The 15,783-nt window shown below is 41.8% G+C and carries 15 protein-coding genes and 1 pseudogene; 3 read left to right on the forward strand and 13 right to left on the reverse strand.

Features of this window, described 5'->3' with window-relative positions; all coding sequences use genetic code 11:
- Positions 1-748 precede the first annotated feature (748 nt).
- From DOT_RS01290 to DOT_RS01350, 13 genes and pseudogenes are all read right to left on the reverse strand, one after another.
- Positions 749-1,459, reverse strand: a pseudogene (locus DOT_RS01290) (hypothetical protein); the annotation flags it as partial.
- Positions 1,456-1,800, reverse strand: a complete 345-nt coding sequence (locus tag DOT_RS01295; protein WP_009613037.1) for a hypothetical protein — start codon at positions 1,798-1,800, stop codon at positions 1,456-1,458. The gene DOT_RS01295 and the pseudogene DOT_RS01290, both read right to left, overlap by 4 nt.
- Before the next feature lie 300 nt (positions 1,801-2,100).
- Positions 2,101-2,445 (reverse strand): hypothetical protein, encoded by a 345-nt coding sequence (locus DOT_RS01300; RefSeq protein WP_009613039.1) that lies wholly within the window; start codon positions 2,443-2,445, stop codon positions 2,101-2,103.
- Between the two features lie 130 nt (positions 2,446-2,575).
- Positions 2,576-2,974 (reverse strand): hypothetical protein, encoded by a 399-nt coding sequence (locus tag DOT_RS01305; RefSeq protein ID WP_009613041.1) that lies wholly within the window; start codon positions 2,972-2,974, stop codon positions 2,576-2,578.
- Positions 2,975-3,093: 119 nt separating this feature from the next.
- A complete protein-coding gene (locus DOT_RS01310) occupies positions 3,094-3,873 on the reverse strand; it encodes a glycosyltransferase family A protein (protein ID WP_348982132.1) in 780 nt (259 codons plus the stop codon).
- Positions 3,874-3,928: 55 nt separating this feature from the next.
- Positions 3,929-4,993, reverse strand: a complete 1,065-nt coding sequence (locus DOT_RS01315; protein ID WP_009613045.1) for a polysaccharide biosynthesis protein — start codon at positions 4,991-4,993, stop codon at positions 3,929-3,931.
- 16 nt (positions 4,994-5,009) lie between these two features.
- The gene (locus DOT_RS01320; RefSeq protein ID WP_009613047.1) at positions 5,010-5,894 is read right to left on the reverse strand and encodes an SDR family oxidoreductase; all 885 of its coding nucleotides are present in this window, start codon (positions 5,892-5,894) and stop codon (positions 5,010-5,012) included.
- A gap of 360 nt (positions 5,895-6,254) precedes the next feature.
- Positions 6,255-6,647, reverse strand: coding sequence for a hypothetical protein (locus DOT_RS01325; protein ID WP_009613049.1), 393 nt, complete (start codon positions 6,645-6,647; stop codon positions 6,255-6,257).
- Positions 6,648-7,094: 447 nt separating this feature from the next.
- Positions 7,095-7,787 carry a sugar phosphate nucleotidyltransferase gene (locus DOT_RS01330; protein ID WP_009613058.1) on the reverse strand — a complete coding sequence of 231 codons (693 nt, stop codon included), beginning with the start codon at positions 7,785-7,787 and terminating at the stop codon, positions 7,095-7,097.
- Positions 7,788-7,809: 22 nt separating this feature from the next.
- Complete coding sequence (locus DOT_RS01335) at positions 7,810-8,799, reverse strand: SDR family NAD(P)-dependent oxidoreductase (protein WP_242833742.1); 990 nt, start codon at positions 8,797-8,799, stop codon at positions 7,810-7,812.
- Positions 8,800-9,034: 235 nt separating this feature from the next.
- Positions 9,035-9,385 (reverse strand): hypothetical protein, encoded by a 351-nt coding sequence (locus DOT_RS01340; RefSeq protein WP_009613064.1) that lies wholly within the window; start codon positions 9,383-9,385, stop codon positions 9,035-9,037.
- A gap of 166 nt (positions 9,386-9,551) precedes the next feature.
- The gene (locus tag DOT_RS01345) at positions 9,552-10,661 is read right to left on the reverse strand and encodes a glycosyltransferase family 4 protein (protein WP_242833743.1); all 1,110 of its coding nucleotides are present in this window, start codon (positions 10,659-10,661) and stop codon (positions 9,552-9,554) included.
- A gap of 95 nt (positions 10,662-10,756) precedes the next feature.
- A complete protein-coding gene (locus DOT_RS01350) occupies positions 10,757-10,999 on the reverse strand; it encodes a hypothetical protein (protein ID WP_009613071.1) in 243 nt (80 codons plus the stop codon).
- Between the two features lie 408 nt (positions 11,000-11,407).
- On the opposite strand from DOT_RS01350, the gene DOT_RS01355 reads away from it, so the two are divergent.
- The 3 genes from DOT_RS01355 to DOT_RS01365 all read left to right on the forward strand — a co-directional run.
- The gene (locus DOT_RS01355) at positions 11,408-12,415 is read left to right on the forward strand and encodes a glycosyltransferase family 1 protein (RefSeq protein WP_009613073.1); all 1,008 of its coding nucleotides are present in this window, start codon (positions 11,408-11,410) and stop codon (positions 12,413-12,415) included.
- 89 nt (positions 12,416-12,504) lie between these two features.
- On the forward strand, positions 12,505-14,058 hold the full coding sequence (locus DOT_RS01360) for a YncE family protein (RefSeq protein ID WP_009613074.1): 1,554 nt from the start codon (positions 12,505-12,507) through the stop codon (positions 14,056-14,058).
- Between the two features lie 287 nt (positions 14,059-14,345).
- On the forward strand, positions 14,346-15,783 hold a 1,438-nt coding region (locus DOT_RS01365; RefSeq protein ID WP_083823887.1), incomplete at its 3' end, for a hypothetical protein.

Raw genomic sequence — 15,783 nt, forward strand, 5'->3', positions numbered from 1 at the left:
TCCTCGTTGTCTCCTGTCGCTCCTGTCGCTCCTGTTACTCCTGTTGCCATCCTTTCGTCTCCTTACATAATTAATTAACAATAAATTGTTTTAAAAATGTGTCGAATATTTTACAATTTTTAAACTATATGCCAATAATCGACATTGCATATTCCTGATTTATGCTCTTCCTTTATGTTATTGAACGAGCTCGATTTTCGTTACCATTTATTCAAATTGCCGACCATTTCATTCTAAAGGCTCCGCTTAAACGCAAAAAAGTTAAATAGTAAAGTTCATTTAGTATGTAAACTGTAAACTGACCCATACCATAAAGCTCCACTTCACGTATCAAAAATCTTCCAAGCCAGCAAACACTTTTGTTGACTATGTATGACATGCCTACGGTGAAATAAAATTAATGAAAAAAAGTTCAATCTTTATTCATGGATGCTCGATTGAGAAGATGTGAACTTATTTTGAACAGATCGGTCTGATAACCTAGATATCAAAGAATGTTAAATAAACGGTCGCTTGTGGAGTCTTACTCCATAGCCACCATAGTTTTCTAACATTTACAAACCACTCCATACTATAATGCGTAGAAGATCGACGACAATATTACTACCAAATTCACTTGAAAACAAAACTGACACCATACGAAAGCCAGTGTCAGTCTGCAAAGCCTTTGTTATTCTTAGATAGGCCCTACTTTTTATCAAGTTAGCAGGGTACAGTTCAGTTTCCTGAATTGCCCCCTTTATATTTATTAATTATACCTTGCTAAAGTCATTTGGGCCCCTACGCTTGGTGCTAAATCCATAGTAAATGGAACAGCTGAGTTATTTCTAAGCGTTACGACATCTCCGGCTGTCAGTGATAATATTGCCTGCCCAGAAACCTCTCCAACTGCAACTAGTGCCGTAATGTTCGTTGATGCATCTGGTGTGCCGTTCACTGCAATAGCAATCGCTGAACCAAGTCCCACTGTTATGCTCACATTATAGTCAATTTGATAGACTCCGGTAGTAGTAACGGTTACTGTGGTAGTACCTGCAGTATGGGTAATATTAGAAAGTGGGCCATTATTACTGAATGGTACATCTGCGCCACCTGCTACTATTGCATCAGCTAAGGTTGCAAGTTCATATACATAACCAAAGGCAGCTAGACCTGCTCCCGTAGCTCCCGTAGCTCCTGTTGCTCCTGTTGCTCCTGTTGCTCCTGTTGCTCCTGTAATTCCACTGGGCCCTATTGGATCAAGTTCGGCGGGTACCAGGCGATGAGCTGCAACCAAATCCCCAGCTGCATCTTTTCCCCAAGCGGAGATTTCTACAGCATCGGAGCTGGTGATGAACTGAAATTCAAACTCGTCAAACTGTGCGTAATATACTCTTGTTGCCACTTCCCCTGGAGTCATAATAAACAACTCCAAAACATACAGTGTTTTTGTAGCCCCAGTCACATAATAGCCTGTTAAACTAGATCAACTTCTTCGGCTACAGCTCGATGGGCTGTAGTAAGATTCCCTGCTGCATCTTTTCCCCAGGCAGAAACTTCGACTGCCTGCGAACTAACATTAAATTGAAACTCGAAAGCATCAAATTGAGCAAAATAATTTCTCTGAGCCACCGCCCCTGCAGCGAGAATAAAAAGCTCCTGCACATATAGTATTTTTGTAGTTCCACTCTGGAAAAATCCCTCAATTTGAACGCTTACGCTAATTACATCATCATTTGAGATCAGGACTGAAAGCGTTGAGCTTGGTCTTACGCCCGAAACTGCAGTGTTTTCAAACAAACCTGTCGTTAATAAGGGCATATCACTTCACCTCCTAGTATGCCTTACTTTATAGTACGTATCTTGTACACATTGTGTTACCTTCCACTATTTTCTTTTAAATCTGAAACTAAGAAACATATGATCCTACCCTATAGACTAATCAACAATTAACGATCAGACTATCAAAATAGTTTCTAGTAAAGGACCTATTTTTCAGAACCGTATAAGAGCTTTATTGCATGCCATACATTCTGAGCGCCGATCACGACTGATCACCTATTAATACAAGTTAATACACTGTTCTACCTCCAACACTTTTCAAACCTCTGAAAATTCGTATCAAGCTTGATTAACCTCAACAGTTTTAACTTGATATACTGAAGTACATTTTCCTGTCTGATCCTTTCCCCAAACTAAAACATTGACGGCCTGCGAACTAATAAAAAATTGATACTCGAAGGCATCAAATGGAGTGTAATAGTTTTTCCGGGATACTGTGCCTGCGGTGAGAGTGAAAAACTCATCTATATACTTTACTTTCATGGTTCCATTCTGTAAAAATCCCTCAATTTGGATTGCTACAGTCGATATATCCTCATTAGAGATCTCCACTAATAGCGTTGAACTCGGTCTATCTCCCGCAACCATTCTGTTATCCAATAAACCCGTTGTTAGATAAGGCATATATACCCACACCTCCTAAATTATGGTTTTACTCATTGTATTGCTCATGTCCAACTTTTGTTACCATTGACTTAATCAAAAGAGGCTGTAACAAACTTGAAAATAAGTTTGTTACAGCCCTTTGTTAATCTTAGAAATCAGCTTGGTAATAATTAACAGGCGGTTTACAGTGAGGAGGTTTATCTGGACAGCATTCTTTATCTTGGATGGTAATCCACTCTGTTATTCTATGGCACCGATCAAACTCAACAAATATTCTCGGTGATCCCACTATTACTTCGGAAAAAATATCCATAAACTGTGGTGAGACTTCCTTATAGGCTATTACATCTGATTTACAAAGCTGAACAACCCAGAATATTTTATGCCGCCTTACAATAAATATGCTGTCTTCAATAAGTCCTTTACCGCCCTGCGGACAGGGACAAAATACCCACTTTGGTTTACATTGTTTAACACAACCTTGTATTTCGATAAGCAACTTATCCTCTGGTTCGTATCCGTATCCTAGTTGTTTTGGATCATCCATCACTTTTCCCCCTATTTTTTTTGATGGACCAGCAACTAGTTGTCCATCTAATCCAGTATATGGTTAGCATTGTCTAAATGTTCAATTGTCGAGAAATAAAGGGTGTTCGTTTATAGCCGTCACTTTAAAACACCCCACTCCCGACCTTCATTCCTAACTATTTTACCGATTCTGGAAAAATACAAATTTTTGTTATAGTCCCATTCGGGGGGACCTCCCCTCTCATAATAGCCTGCTACTCTGGTATGATATAAGTGTGCTGTTTTCGCATCTGTAAGACAGTACCTGCAACTGTTTCCTAACAATCGATCGATAAAATCCCGGTCATCATAAGCAATTCCTATAAAATCTTCATCATAGCCCCCGATCTCCATAAATTGACTACGATGTAAGGCCATCAGAAACGGCATGCGGGTATTTAAATTAACAGCTTTATCAAATAAATTGGAATCAAGAATTCCGTTATTCTTATTTAGACACTCCAGAAGAGCACCATCACGATCATCTTTGCCTATCGGGATGCCTAGTAATTTTGGGTTGTCTAAAATAGGCTTAATAAGCCTATCGATAGTTTCGTTAACATGAAACATTTCGGCACAACATATGACTAAAATATCTCCAGTTGATTGTTTTACTCCGATATTAATAGCAAAACTAGGCACCCGCCAAACTTGCTCTCCTTTCAAATTTCTTTGTCCAGCAAATATATATTTTATATTGAGTTTTTCTTTAAACTCAGTACATAGATTTTCAGTTTCATCCTGGATTCCATCATTAACAACTATTGTCTCAATATCAAATGGCATCGTCTGCAAAGATAAGGAGTATAATCCCCACCTTAACAAATGAACTCTTTGGTATGTGGTTATAATAATTGAAACTTTATGATTCATGCCCATCTATCCTTTCGTTAACATAGGTCCTAGCAATCAAGAATTTCTTGCAATAATCTTATTAACGTAAAAATTCACCTTTAACACTATGCTCTTGACCTACTAAAAGATGATGCTTGCTTAACAATGCCTCTGTTTCTTCGAAGGTCATCAGGAAATCACCGGAACTGTACTCTAACGACAGTGCTTGTAAACCGGGCTCTGCCACGAATAGTTCAGGAAGCATAGGCTTAACCGCATAATAGTCACCTCGATCATACGCTCGCCAAGCTTCTTCTTCAGAAATTAATACTTCATGAACCTTTTCCCCTGGACGAATTCCTGTATACTTTATTTTAATTTGCCTTTTTTCAATTAAGGCCTTAGCAACATCTACTATACGCGCAGCAGGAATCTTAGGAATATATATTTCGCCAGGCTTAGCACCTTGAAGGACAGCAAAAATTGTATCGACAGCACTTTCTAAAGGTAATAAGAATCTCGTCATTTCTTTGGTCGTAATCGTTAACGGTCCACCCTGTTTGATTTGTTCATGAAACAACGGAATAACAGAACCGCGCGACGCCAGCACATTACCATAGCGTACACAAATAAACCTAGTCTTGGGAAGCATCACATTTGCAGTGATAAAGATCCGCTCCTGCATAGCCTTAGAGATTCCCATGGCATTCACTGGTTTGCAGGCTTTATCCGTGGAGACCCCAACCACTGTTTCTACTTTAAGATTATTTTCACTAATAGCTCGAATTATATTTTCCGGACCAATTACATTAGTCCGTACCGCTTCAAATGGGAAGTACTCGCAAGAAGGAACTTGTTTGAGAGCAGCAGCATTGATAACAATATCCGCTTCCCGTAACACAGAACAAACAGAGTGATAATCACGGATATCTCCGATTCTAAACTCGATTAAGCGAGCAAAATTGTCATAGATCACTTCATCAGTAACATTTTGTTTGTTCTGGTATTCAACTCTCATAGCATGCTGTTTTGCCTCATCCCGCGAAAAAATAATGATTTTCTCAGGAGAACCGAGTTCTTTCTGTAAGATTCGACGAGTTAATACCTTACCAAGTGAACCTGTACCGCCGGTAATAACAATTACTTTATTATCAAAAATATTCATTTTTATCCTCCTCAGTTTAACCGTTTTGATACGGACCTTTCAGATAATCGTTATACATTCCACGAACCATTTCCGTCCAGGTTGGTGGATTATAGCCTGTCAAGGAACGAAATATTGATGAGTCCAACGAGCGATCAAGTTTAAAGCTATATTCAGGCTCGATCTCAATCTTTTTACCGTATTGAACATTGATAAGTTTAAGCAATTCGTATTTAGAAATTGGATTAGACGATACGTGATAAAGTCCCGTCATTTCCGGGTTCGGGATCACATAATCATGAATGATCCGGGATAATTCAACGGTTGAGAAGCCTGTATAAATAACGTTTCTAAAGCCACACACTTTTTCTTCTTGGCTAAGGAACCATCCAACTAAACCATAGTTTCCATTTAATTCATGCCCAATAATCGAAGTACGTAAGGTGACACAATGTGGGTAGGCTACTTCACCAAGGAATTTTGTCCTTCCATAAAGATCAATGGCATTGGGTAAATCTCTTTCCGTATAGCCACCTTGCCCTCCATCAAAGACACAATCACTGCTTATATGAATCATCCGAGCACCTGCTGCACCGCACAGCAAGGCAATCCGGTGCGGTAAAAGTGCGTTTGCGGTTATTGTCACTAGAGGGTCCTGAGCCTCCGGTAATTGCTTGATGATTCCGATACAATTCACGACAAGATCTGGCTTTACCTCGGCAAAGACCTTTACAAGGCTATCTGTTTGATGGATATCTACGTCTCGACACACCTTCTTGAATTGATCCGTTGATAACCAACCTGATAATTTCTTCGAGGAGCGAACAGTAGTAAAGACATCGAGACTTGAATCCTCTGATAAATAGCGGAACATGGTATGTCCTAACATCCCTGACCCTCCTAAGATCAATACCTTACTCATACCTCTCTCCCAATTCGACCATCTGCTAAAATAATAGTTTGCATTGTTTTCCCTTCTTCCAGTGAAATACGCGGTTTCTTCTTTGACTAATTGCTATATCGTATGTCAATGTTTGTATATCTGACACACGCTGTACATCAGAACATAAAGATAGACAATCCTTCAACAAAGAAAAGCGCTTGCGCTCAGCTTTCTGAGGGCAATAATCGCCGATAGGCAAGACTTCTGCAGTTTCACTCTCCCTACTTAAGGGGTTCATGAAACCTTATATAATTCTACGGTTTCATAGCGATTGTAATTTTCGTCAAAGATAAAAAGGCTGTAACAAACTCGAAAACGAGTTTTGTTACAGCCTTTTTGCTAAAAGTCAGCCTGGTAAAAATTAACTGGTGGTTTGTTATGGGGGACTTTATCTGGGCAGCATTCTTTATCTTGGAGGGTAATCCATTCTGTTATTCTATGGCACCGATCAAACTCAACAAAAATCCTTGGGGATCCTACTATTATCTCTGAAAAAATATCCATAAATTGTGGTGAGACTTCCTTAAAGGCTATCGCACCAGTTTTACAAAGCTGAACAACCCAGAAAATTTTATGCCGCCTTACAACAAATATGCTGTCTTCAATGAGTCCTTGACCTCCCTGCGGGCAGTGACAAAAAACCCATTTTGGTTTACATTGTTTAACACATCCTTTTATTTCTACAAGCAACTCATCCTCTGGTTCGTGCCCTTGGTGCATCTGATCGTCCATTACTTTTCTCCCCCTTATTTTTTGATAGAACAGCTATTAGTTGTCCATCTAATCCATTGTATGATCAGCACTATTCATGTGTTCATTATTGTAAATTCCCAGCTCATAAAAAAATTGCATCAACTTTAGGTATTAAGGTTCGATTATTTGGTTGATCTTTAATAATTGGTTGCCTCCAACACAAGATGAAATATATGTTGTCGCCACAACACTTCATAACAAACTAAGAAAATGGAATTGATTGAGGCTCACAGAATTCCAAATTTTCCTCATAAAATCATTAATCTTTGATCATGGAAAGGGACATTTAACAGAGATTGAGAAAACTAATTCTCTTTGGCCAAAACGGCATATTTTTCATGGACCATCAACTTCTAATTATGATTGACCTATTAATGTCTTGAGACAAGGATTATTCACCACTTTATGAGTGAATAATCCTCATTTCTATGAGAATGTACCACCTTGAAACTCCTGTTTTGCCTTTTCAAGATCAGCCATCGTCCCAATGTCAAACCAAAGGTCCTCGCTTTCATAACTTACCACCCGAGCATGTTCCAAAAGAAGACGCTGAACCAGGTCAGGCATATCAAAGCGTTTGTTTTCCGGAATTAACGAAAGAACTTTCTTATTGATGACATAAATCCCCATACTTGCCCAATAGCTAGTAGTTGGTTTTTCCGAATAGGCGGCTATTTGACCATCCTTAATCTCTAAGACTCCGAACGATGAACTGACAGACTTCTTCTGTACAGCTACTGTCATATCAGCTTTCATCGCCACGTGGTGCGCATACAAAGCTTTGAAGTCTAGGGTTGTCAATTCATCCCCATTGACAACCAGAAAGTTCTCCTCTAAATTATTAACCATTCTTAACGGACCCGCTGTTCCTAAGGGATCCGTTTCCACAGAATAACGAATCTTCAATCCAAAACAGCTTCCATCCTGAAAGTACATTTTTATGAAATCCGCAAGATAACCCAAACACATAATAATTTCGTTAACCCCAGCCTGCTGAAGTTGATGCACAAGAATTTCTGCTATCGGTTTATCCCCAATGGGAAAAAGTGGTTTGGGTAAAATACGAGAAAAGGGATCTAATCGTGTACCACGACCACCCGCTAAAATAATAGTTTGCATTGTTTTCCCCTTCTTCATCTTTTCAAATTTGGTACTTCCCTATCTGAAAACGATTCATATGGGCAGCAATCCAGGCTACCGTTCTTTTGATCCCTTCCTCCAGTGAAACACGAGGTTCCCACCCTAATGTTTCTTTGGCTAATCGATTATCTGCTAAAAGACGGGTTACCTCGCTCTTACTCGGGCGAACCCGCGCCTCGTCCACGACAATTTCTGCTGTGCTCTTTAAAGTATTTATAATAACCTGGGCTAATTGCCCAATGGAAATTTCCTGACCAGAACCTACATTAATGACCTTTCCGTCCGCCTTCTGAGACTGGGCCGCTTTCATAAATGCCTCTGCTGTATCCGTCACAAAGGTAAAGTCACGTAGGGTATCGGTATTTCCAAGGCGTATTTCTTTACAGGCTAAGGCCTGAGTGATAAGGGTTGGAATGACAGCTCGAGCGGATTGGCGAGGTCCATAACAATTGAACGGTCTAATCGTGACAACCGGTAGATCGAAGGAAGCATAGAAACTTTCGGCTAACTTGTCTGCCCCGATTTTACTGGCTGAATAGGGGGACTGACCCTGAAGAGGATGGGCCTCGTCAATCGGGACATAACGTGCCGACCCGTATACCTCACTGGTTGAAGTATGGACGACTCGACTCACTCCATGATCCCGTGCAGCTGTAAGAATATTGAACGTTCCCAAAATATTAGTTTCCACAACCTCGCGTGGATTCTTATAGGAATAAGGGATTCCAACCAACGCTCCTAGGTGAAATACAGCGTCACACCCCTTAACCGATCGCTCAATCACATCTGCATCACGCAGGTCTCCAGCAATGAATTCAATCTGATCTAGTATCTTTGGCTCTAAATCTTCCAGGTTCCCTCGGCCATCTCTGGAATTATAACGAATAAAAACACGAACCTTGGCTCCCGCTTTGACCAAAGCCTCTGTCAAGTGACTACCGATAAATCCACCAGCTCCTGTTACCAAGACCTGTTTTTGTTCCCACTCCACGCTCTTCCATTCCCCCTTCATTAATTAATTGCTATATCGTATGTCAGTGTTTGTATATCTGACACACGTTGTACATCGAAGCGTACGGATAGCCAATTCTCGCTACTATTTCTACATGTTGATAAGTGGAAGCCTTATCTCGCCCTGGATAAAAGAAAACTTGGCTACCGCCAAGCTAGTATTAGAAAGAGGAGTCCTTTGGGTTGCCAAAGGGCTCCTCTTTCTAGAGGCTAAATTATACTATTGGGTTAAGCTCCTCAGCTAGTACCCGTTGTGCAGCGACCAAGTTCCCTGCAGCATCTTTACCCCAGGCTGAAATTTCTATGGTACCAGCAGTGATAAATTGAAATTCAAAGGCGTCAAAATCAGCAGTATAATTTCTTACTACGGCCGTATTTGCTGGAATGGCAAATAATTCCAAAACATACGTGTCTCTTACTGTATCCCCGATTAACCGTATCCCCGTTATTTCAACGGTACCAGGAATAACAAGGTCATCATTGGAGATTCTTATTTGAAACGTTGCGGAGGGCCTTACACCAAGGACTGGTGTGTTATCGATCAATCCAGTTGTTAAGAAAGCCATTTGGTTTATCCTCCTTAATTAAAGTGAGTTACTATTTTTTTATGCTCATTCGATCACTTGCTTCTCGTTTTCCACGGTCTGTTCTTCTATCACATATCCCTTCTAAAATGTTTTAGTAAGACACTATTTAATGGTCTTACCTAATCTATCATATGACTAGCTTGTCTTAATTGTTAATTAACTCCTTCAGGATCATCGAATATCTAGGAGCAAGCCGTCCCCACTCATATGTCAAAGCCAGATCATGTCCTCTCTTACTAAGGGATCGTAGATGAGAGGGATTGTCGAACGCGGTCATTAGAACCTGCGACAACTGAGCAACGTTGCCAGCTTCAAAGGTTAGCGCACAGTCGTGAGAAACCAGTTCTGCTAGCCCTCCTACTCTCGATGCAATTAAAGGAATCCCGATTGCCATCCCCTCCAAGGCCACCAATCCATAGGCTTCACGCCGACTCGGAACAATAAGACAAGCCGCACGCTCCATCCATCGCCTTACCTCAGAACTCGGAATCCAACCGTGGAACTTAACCCAAGCTCCTAGTTTCTTGGACTGGACAAGCTTCCTCAAGTACGTTTCATAGTAACTATCGGGCGCTTTGCCAACAATGTTTAAACGAATTTGACGCCCGCTTTGCCTTATCAAAGACATGGCCAAAATCAAATCCTCAATTCCTTTATAATCAATCAGTCTGCCAACATATAGAAATTCGTTCGCACTTGCAGGATGCCAACGTTCAACTGGCAATGCAATACCCAGAGGCAAAACCTCTGTTTTAAAAAGGTATTGGGGAAAACGCTCTGCGAGATAATTTCTCTCATTCTGACTGATAAGCTGAATGCGTTGACAACGCATCAAGAGTTCTTCTTGAATCTTAAATTGCGCTTGCAACTCAGGCTCAGGTCGGTCCCCTAGCTCTTTACGCAAAAAGGAATAAACCGAATAAAGAATTGGCGTAAGTCCCCCTGAAAGAGTGTACGCCAAAGGGGTAAAATTGATAGCGTGACTATGAATTAAATCCCATTTCTGATTGAGTTCCGGAAATTCCTGAAGTACGACATCGGCATTGATCATCCCTAAATGACCGAAATAATGACTATTACGAGGTAAACCCAGTACTTTGATCTGTTGTCCACGCAAAACCCAACCAGGAACATTCCAATCACTGCGCGGTACAATAACCGTTTGCTGTATGCCCAAACGATCAAACATATATAACATGCCAGTGGCCGCTGTTCCAGCACCACCAAAGCTTTCTTCGTCAAATTCATTGGTCAACGATAAGACATTCAGCAGTATCACCTCCTGACTTTATACCAACTTCAACCTTCAACTATTCTTCCAATAACAAAGAATAATTGGATCTGCGCACTTCAGTAAATCTTCCCAAAATAATTCACTATGGCCAAGAATGCTCCCGTCACTGCTATGACAAAACCTGCCCACCAACGATGATTGATGGATGTCCCTTTTTTATACTCCTCGAAGTCCCGTTTGGTGACATAGTTACCGGCAAGCAACACTCGCATATCGTTAACCACTGCCGACACTTCTTTAACAGCATCCTTTATTTCAGCAATACCTGCCTTGAGCGTCTGGACTTCCTTATCCTCCATTTCCATCCTCCTACTCACAACCTCAACATGTCTTGTCTATTTATACTATGATTCAATTGAACAAATGGTACTAGACCTCCCTAAGTAAAAGTAGACAGCCGTATCATCGACCGCCTACTTTTATGCTTTAGACATTCCCCATTACACATTATCTTCATATCCTATATTAGAAACAACTTTTTAACCAACAGGATTTGTCCTTGACTCGAACAGAACGTTCGAGGTTATAGAATTGCCTTGACTCAAACAAGGATGTTTGAGGGTAGAACACCGCCATGGATGGCAAGGTGTCGAAATGGCTAGGTGCCACGGTGCCAAGGACTCGAACAAGACGTTCGAGATTAGAGCATTGGACCATGGATGGCCAGATGCCGTAAGGCAAAGAGCGGCCGCACGAGGAGGTTACAAATGCCTACAATTATCTATCCTCCTTCAATTCCTTGGAGTTGGATGTTTCAGCGCCCACAACAGCTGTTAGGTCAATTTTCCGCTTCCGGCAAGACTGTGCTTTATGAAGATCTGGGAAACTTTTCTCAAGCAAAAGTTATAAGTTTATCCCCAACCCTTCATCTATGTCAGGGGGTTTCGGCCATGAATATTCCTCATGCACGACCACGTATTCTTTGGCTAACAGTTCCCTCTCATATTAATTCTATGGATCACTATAACCCAGACCTTGTCATCTATGATGCTGTAGACGAAGCCAAAGAGGAATTTTCTAGTTGGGCACCCTATTATCCTACAATCCTTGAACGGGCAGATTTGATTTTTTGTAGCAGTCAAAGTATTTATGATTATTTTTCCGTACGACATCCAAAAGTTCATCTAGTGCCAAATGGGGTTGATTACGTCCATTTTTCTCCCTCCCCAGGTTACCGCCCTAGTGATCTACCATCTGGTAAACCCATTATTGGATACAGTGGAGCAATAGCCCCCTGGGTCGACTGGGAGTTGCTCAAGGTCGCGATCCGAGAAAATCCAGAATTAAACTTTGTTTTTATCGGAGCCCTCTTTCAGCTCAATAAATTTCCACTCAAAGCTAAAAACGTTTTTTATCTAGGCCTCAAACCTTATTGTGAACTTCCAGCTTATTTTCATCATTTCAATGTAGGAATTATCCCCTTTCTTCAGACAGAAATGACCAAAGGGTGCAATCCCATCAAACTCTATGAATATTATGCAACGGGCATCCAGGTTCTAGGGACACCGCTGCCTGAACTGCTCACAATTCCGAAAATCAATCTTGAAAGTAACCCCCAAACGTTTTCCTCACGCCTACGTCATCTATTAGAAGGCGAAGATTTCAGTAAAGCAGAACGCATGGCTTACGCTCAGGCTAATGACTGGAGTGAACGATCTGGCCGGGCACTCCAGCCGATATTATCATCTCTATATAGAAATGAAATTAGCGTGTAACACCCTGCTCTTCGAGCGAATACAATACGTTGAAAGTCCTGCTCCGTACTAAGTCATTTCTTGAATCAAAAAAAGGGGGGAATACACACATGCTATTTGAAACCCATGCTTGGGTAACACTCGACAATGCAGTCGCCATATATAACGTTTACAGCGATGTGCTAGTCGCTACCATTCCCGTGGGCACTAACCCGCAATTCCCAAAACGCACACCGGATGGTACAAAAGTATTAGTTCCTAATTTTGGTAGCAACACTGTCTCCGTGATTTGCACCGCCGCCAATCAAGTCTTGGCAACAATTCCTGTTGGCCTCGCACCTACTGCAGTTGCTATTGACCCAACTAGTACTACAGCTTATGTGACAAACTCTGGAAGTGGAACTGTTTCAGTCCTCAGCATTCCAACTCATACTGTTGTAAGCACCATAACCGTCGGCACAGGACCTGTTGATATTACCATTTCTCGTGATGGCAGTCGTATATACGTTAGCAATGGTGGCAGTAATACGGTATCTGTCATCAATCCAGTAACCAATACCGTCATCGCTACGATCGCTGTGGGCACTTCACCCAACGGCCTAGCCGTCAGCTTAGATAATTCAAAGCTCTTTGTTGTCAACAGTGGTAGCAACAATGTCAGTGTCATCAACACTTCCACAAATGCTATTCTTGCAACAATCCCTGTCGGCTCAAATCCACAAAAAATTGCCGCTAACCCCGTTAATCCAGTCTTTATGTATGTGAGCAACTTCGGGTCGAACAGCGTTAGCGTAATCTCGACTACTGGACTTAACGTAGTAACAACTGTTCCTGTCGGAATAAACCCTCTTGGTCTGGATGTCACGGGCGATGGCACTCAAGTGTGGGTTGCTAATGAAGGAGACAGCTCGATTAGTATCATTAATACCAACACAAATACCATTGCTGCGGCGCTCCCGACCTCATTCCCACCTCGAGGCGTTACAGTCGGCAGAGTCGGCTCCACACTATCGCCTGGCGAACCTATCGATTTGACCGATCCTTACCAACTCGAAGAAATAACAGAATCAGTCTGTATCATTGTTGAAAAAGTTTATGCTAGTTGTCAACAAAGGGAATGCTTCCCTGCCTTCACCGTCTGTTTACCAACCGGTGTCCCACCGTTTACCTTTGTCAGCATGACTTTTGCTACAGGTGTAATTGTTCCCGGCAGTGTTGTCATTACACCCATTCCATCTCGCCCCAATTTCTCAAGAGTCCAGTTCACGATTCAAATACCTTACACGTTAGTCTTACGAGATTCAACCGGAACGTTGTTTACCCTAACCGGAAATCTTCCAGATATTCACAAGGATATTGTGTTATACTTCCCACCAACCCGACCAGAGTTTGACTTTAACTTGCGTATTGAAACAAGAACTGAAGTATTAACAAGTCCATTATTCACTGTATCCTCGATACAACTTGCCATTGGCAGCTTCGTGATAACTAAGGTAACAGGCATTGTTCAGCTCCTCGTTCCAGCCTTTGGGTTCTGCCCAGAACCTCCTCTTTGCGAAGAATTTCCAGAAATACCACAGAATCCATGCCTTAATTTCTTTGACACCACTCTCACTCCATTTCCAAGCGATTTCTTCCCTCCACAGCTGGATAGTTGCCTGTAAACGTTCATCTTATGTTTTATCTTCTTATGATTCAAATGCTTCACCTTCTTATTTCATAATTATTGCCCTTCTAGAAAGAAAGGGTCGTCCACAACGGCCCTTTCTTTTGCCAGTCAGAAAGTATAAGGTTCACGCAGCATAAGTTTAAATAAACCTAAGGTTCTACTCAACCTTGACTCAGACAGAACGTCCAAGGCTGAAGCGCTGGCCATGGATGGCCAAGTGTCCCTGTAGCCAAGACTCGAACAGAATGTTCGAGGTTAGAGCGCTGCGATGGATGAAGCCGAATGGTATGGGCGTCGGCTAATGCTATGAAAATAAAGGAAGTGATCGTATTGGCTTACCTAAGTCGAACCACTATTGCTCCCCTTCTCCTAACCTATGAAAATGAATTCATGTACCTGCACACTGATTCACAGGGATGTGCTCTATTCGGAGAAAACAGCCCGGAACCCTTTTATCGGATACAGGAACCACTGCTTTTGGCTCATGGGATTATGACTGATTCCAAAACCGTTCACCTGGTCATCCTCAAAACCAATGGTGAACTCTGTTACACATTAATTTCTGGAGCTTCTACGCCTCAAACGACCTTAATCGCCAAACTAGACGTCCGCACCACCGTTTACCGTCGATTTTTCCTATTCCCACAAGGTAAGAACATACATATTTTTTACGCTTATTCACATCAGTCTATCCGAGATCTCTGGCGTATCGAACATCGTTTTTGGAACGGCGCCTCTTGGCACAGTGCGCATATGGGAGAAGTTGTTCATCAACTGGAGCCCCTTTATCACGTAAACTTGGATAATCAAGGAAACCTTCATCTATTAACAATAACCTTCCAGGGACGACATTCTCTCCTCTTTACAAACCGCTTTAACGGTTCATTTCACATATGGGGTTCCCCAACTGAGACATTGAAAATCTCCGGTGAAGTCGTGGATATGACTGCACTCATGACGTCAGACAACGTTCATCATCTTTATTGGGTCGTAAAAATTCCAAATGGACAGTTTGAAGTTCGTTGGGCACAACAAGCAGATGCCCATGAGCTAGCGAGCACCTGGCATCCGTCACCCGCACCTATTAAAACATTCCCCTCACCATGGAAAAGCATTGGGGCTTTAGAGAAAAACGGTGTTCTTTGGCTACTTGCCCATACCGATGAAGAAATCCTCATGCAAAATGATGGTAAAGGATGGAAGTTAATTTCTTCTCATACTCCCTTCCATCAACCGTTGCAATGGGTGCATAAAGGTAAAAAGAATTTCCATCAATCCTACTGGTTGGAAGATCAGGTTGAACGGTGCGCGCCCGCTTATTACCACGAATTGGGCTTTGCTAGAAAACAAGCTAATACTTTAACCACGCCTTCCCAATCCTTTGCTAGCCCAACTCTCCCCCATACCCCCCCACCGGTTCCAGCCTTCTATCCTGAACTATCATCGCCTTCGCCCTATCCTATACAACTAGTTTCAATCTCTGAGAATGAATCAAATTCATTAAGCCCAGTTCCTTCTACCGCTGAAGCTTCCAATACTCTCTCAGAGATTAACGTGCTCGAAGCCCCTGAAAACACACCAGCTGAGATCCTTCAGTCCCAACCAGTAAAAGAACAAGCCGATCTTAAAGATTTAATCTCTGCGGTTGCACGTCTCGAACAGGAAAACTCTGAACTTCAGCGTTTATCCTCTGCTGTTGCACAGCTTAAACAAGAAAACT

It is taken from the genome of Desulfosporosinus sp. OT (assembly GCF_000224515.1).
Classification (GTDB): domain Bacteria; phylum Bacillota; class Desulfitobacteriia; order Desulfitobacteriales; family Desulfitobacteriaceae; genus Desulfosporosinus.

Excerpts from the sequence above, each read along its gene's own strand:
- DOT_RS01310 (WP_348982132.1), bottom strand. The coding sequence starts at position 3,873 with ATGGGCATGAATCATAAAGTTTCAATTATTATAACCACATACCAAAGA.
- DOT_RS01315 (WP_009613045.1), bottom strand. The coding sequence starts at position 4,993 with ATGAATATTTTTGATAATAAAGTAATTGTTATTACCGGCGGTACAGGT.
- DOT_RS01325 (WP_009613049.1), bottom strand. The coding sequence starts at position 6,647 with ATGGACGATCAGATGCACCAAGGGCACGAACCAGAGGATGAGTTGCTT.
- DOT_RS01350 (WP_009613071.1), bottom strand. The coding sequence starts at position 10,999 with ATGGAGGATAAGGAAGTCCAGACGCTCAAGGCAGGTATTGCTGAAATA.
- DOT_RS01360 (WP_009613074.1), top strand. The coding sequence starts at position 12,505 with ATGCTATTTGAAACCCATGCTTGGGTAACACTCGACAATGCAGTCGCC.
- DOT_RS01305 (WP_009613041.1), bottom strand. The coding sequence starts at position 2,974 with ATGGATGATCCAAAACAACTAGGATACGGATACGAACCAGAGGATAAG.
- DOT_RS01340 (WP_009613064.1), bottom strand. The coding sequence starts at position 9,385 with ATGGCTTTCTTAACAACTGGATTGATCGATAACACACCAGTCCTTGGT.
- DOT_RS01330 (WP_009613058.1), bottom strand. The coding sequence starts at position 7,787 with ATGCAAACTATTATTTTAGCGGGTGGTCGTGGTACACGATTAGATCCC.
- DOT_RS01295 (WP_009613037.1), bottom strand. The coding sequence starts at position 1,800 with ATGCCCTTATTAACGACAGGTTTGTTTGAAAACACTGCAGTTTCGGGC.
- DOT_RS01355 (WP_009613073.1), top strand. The coding sequence starts at position 11,408 with ATGCCTACAATTATCTATCCTCCTTCAATTCCTTGGAGTTGGATGTTT.
- DOT_RS01320 (WP_009613047.1), bottom strand. The coding sequence starts at position 5,894 with ATGAGTAAGGTATTGATCTTAGGAGGGTCAGGGATGTTAGGACATACC.
- DOT_RS01300 (WP_009613039.1), bottom strand. The coding sequence starts at position 2,445 with ATGCCTTATCTAACAACGGGTTTATTGGATAACAGAATGGTTGCGGGA.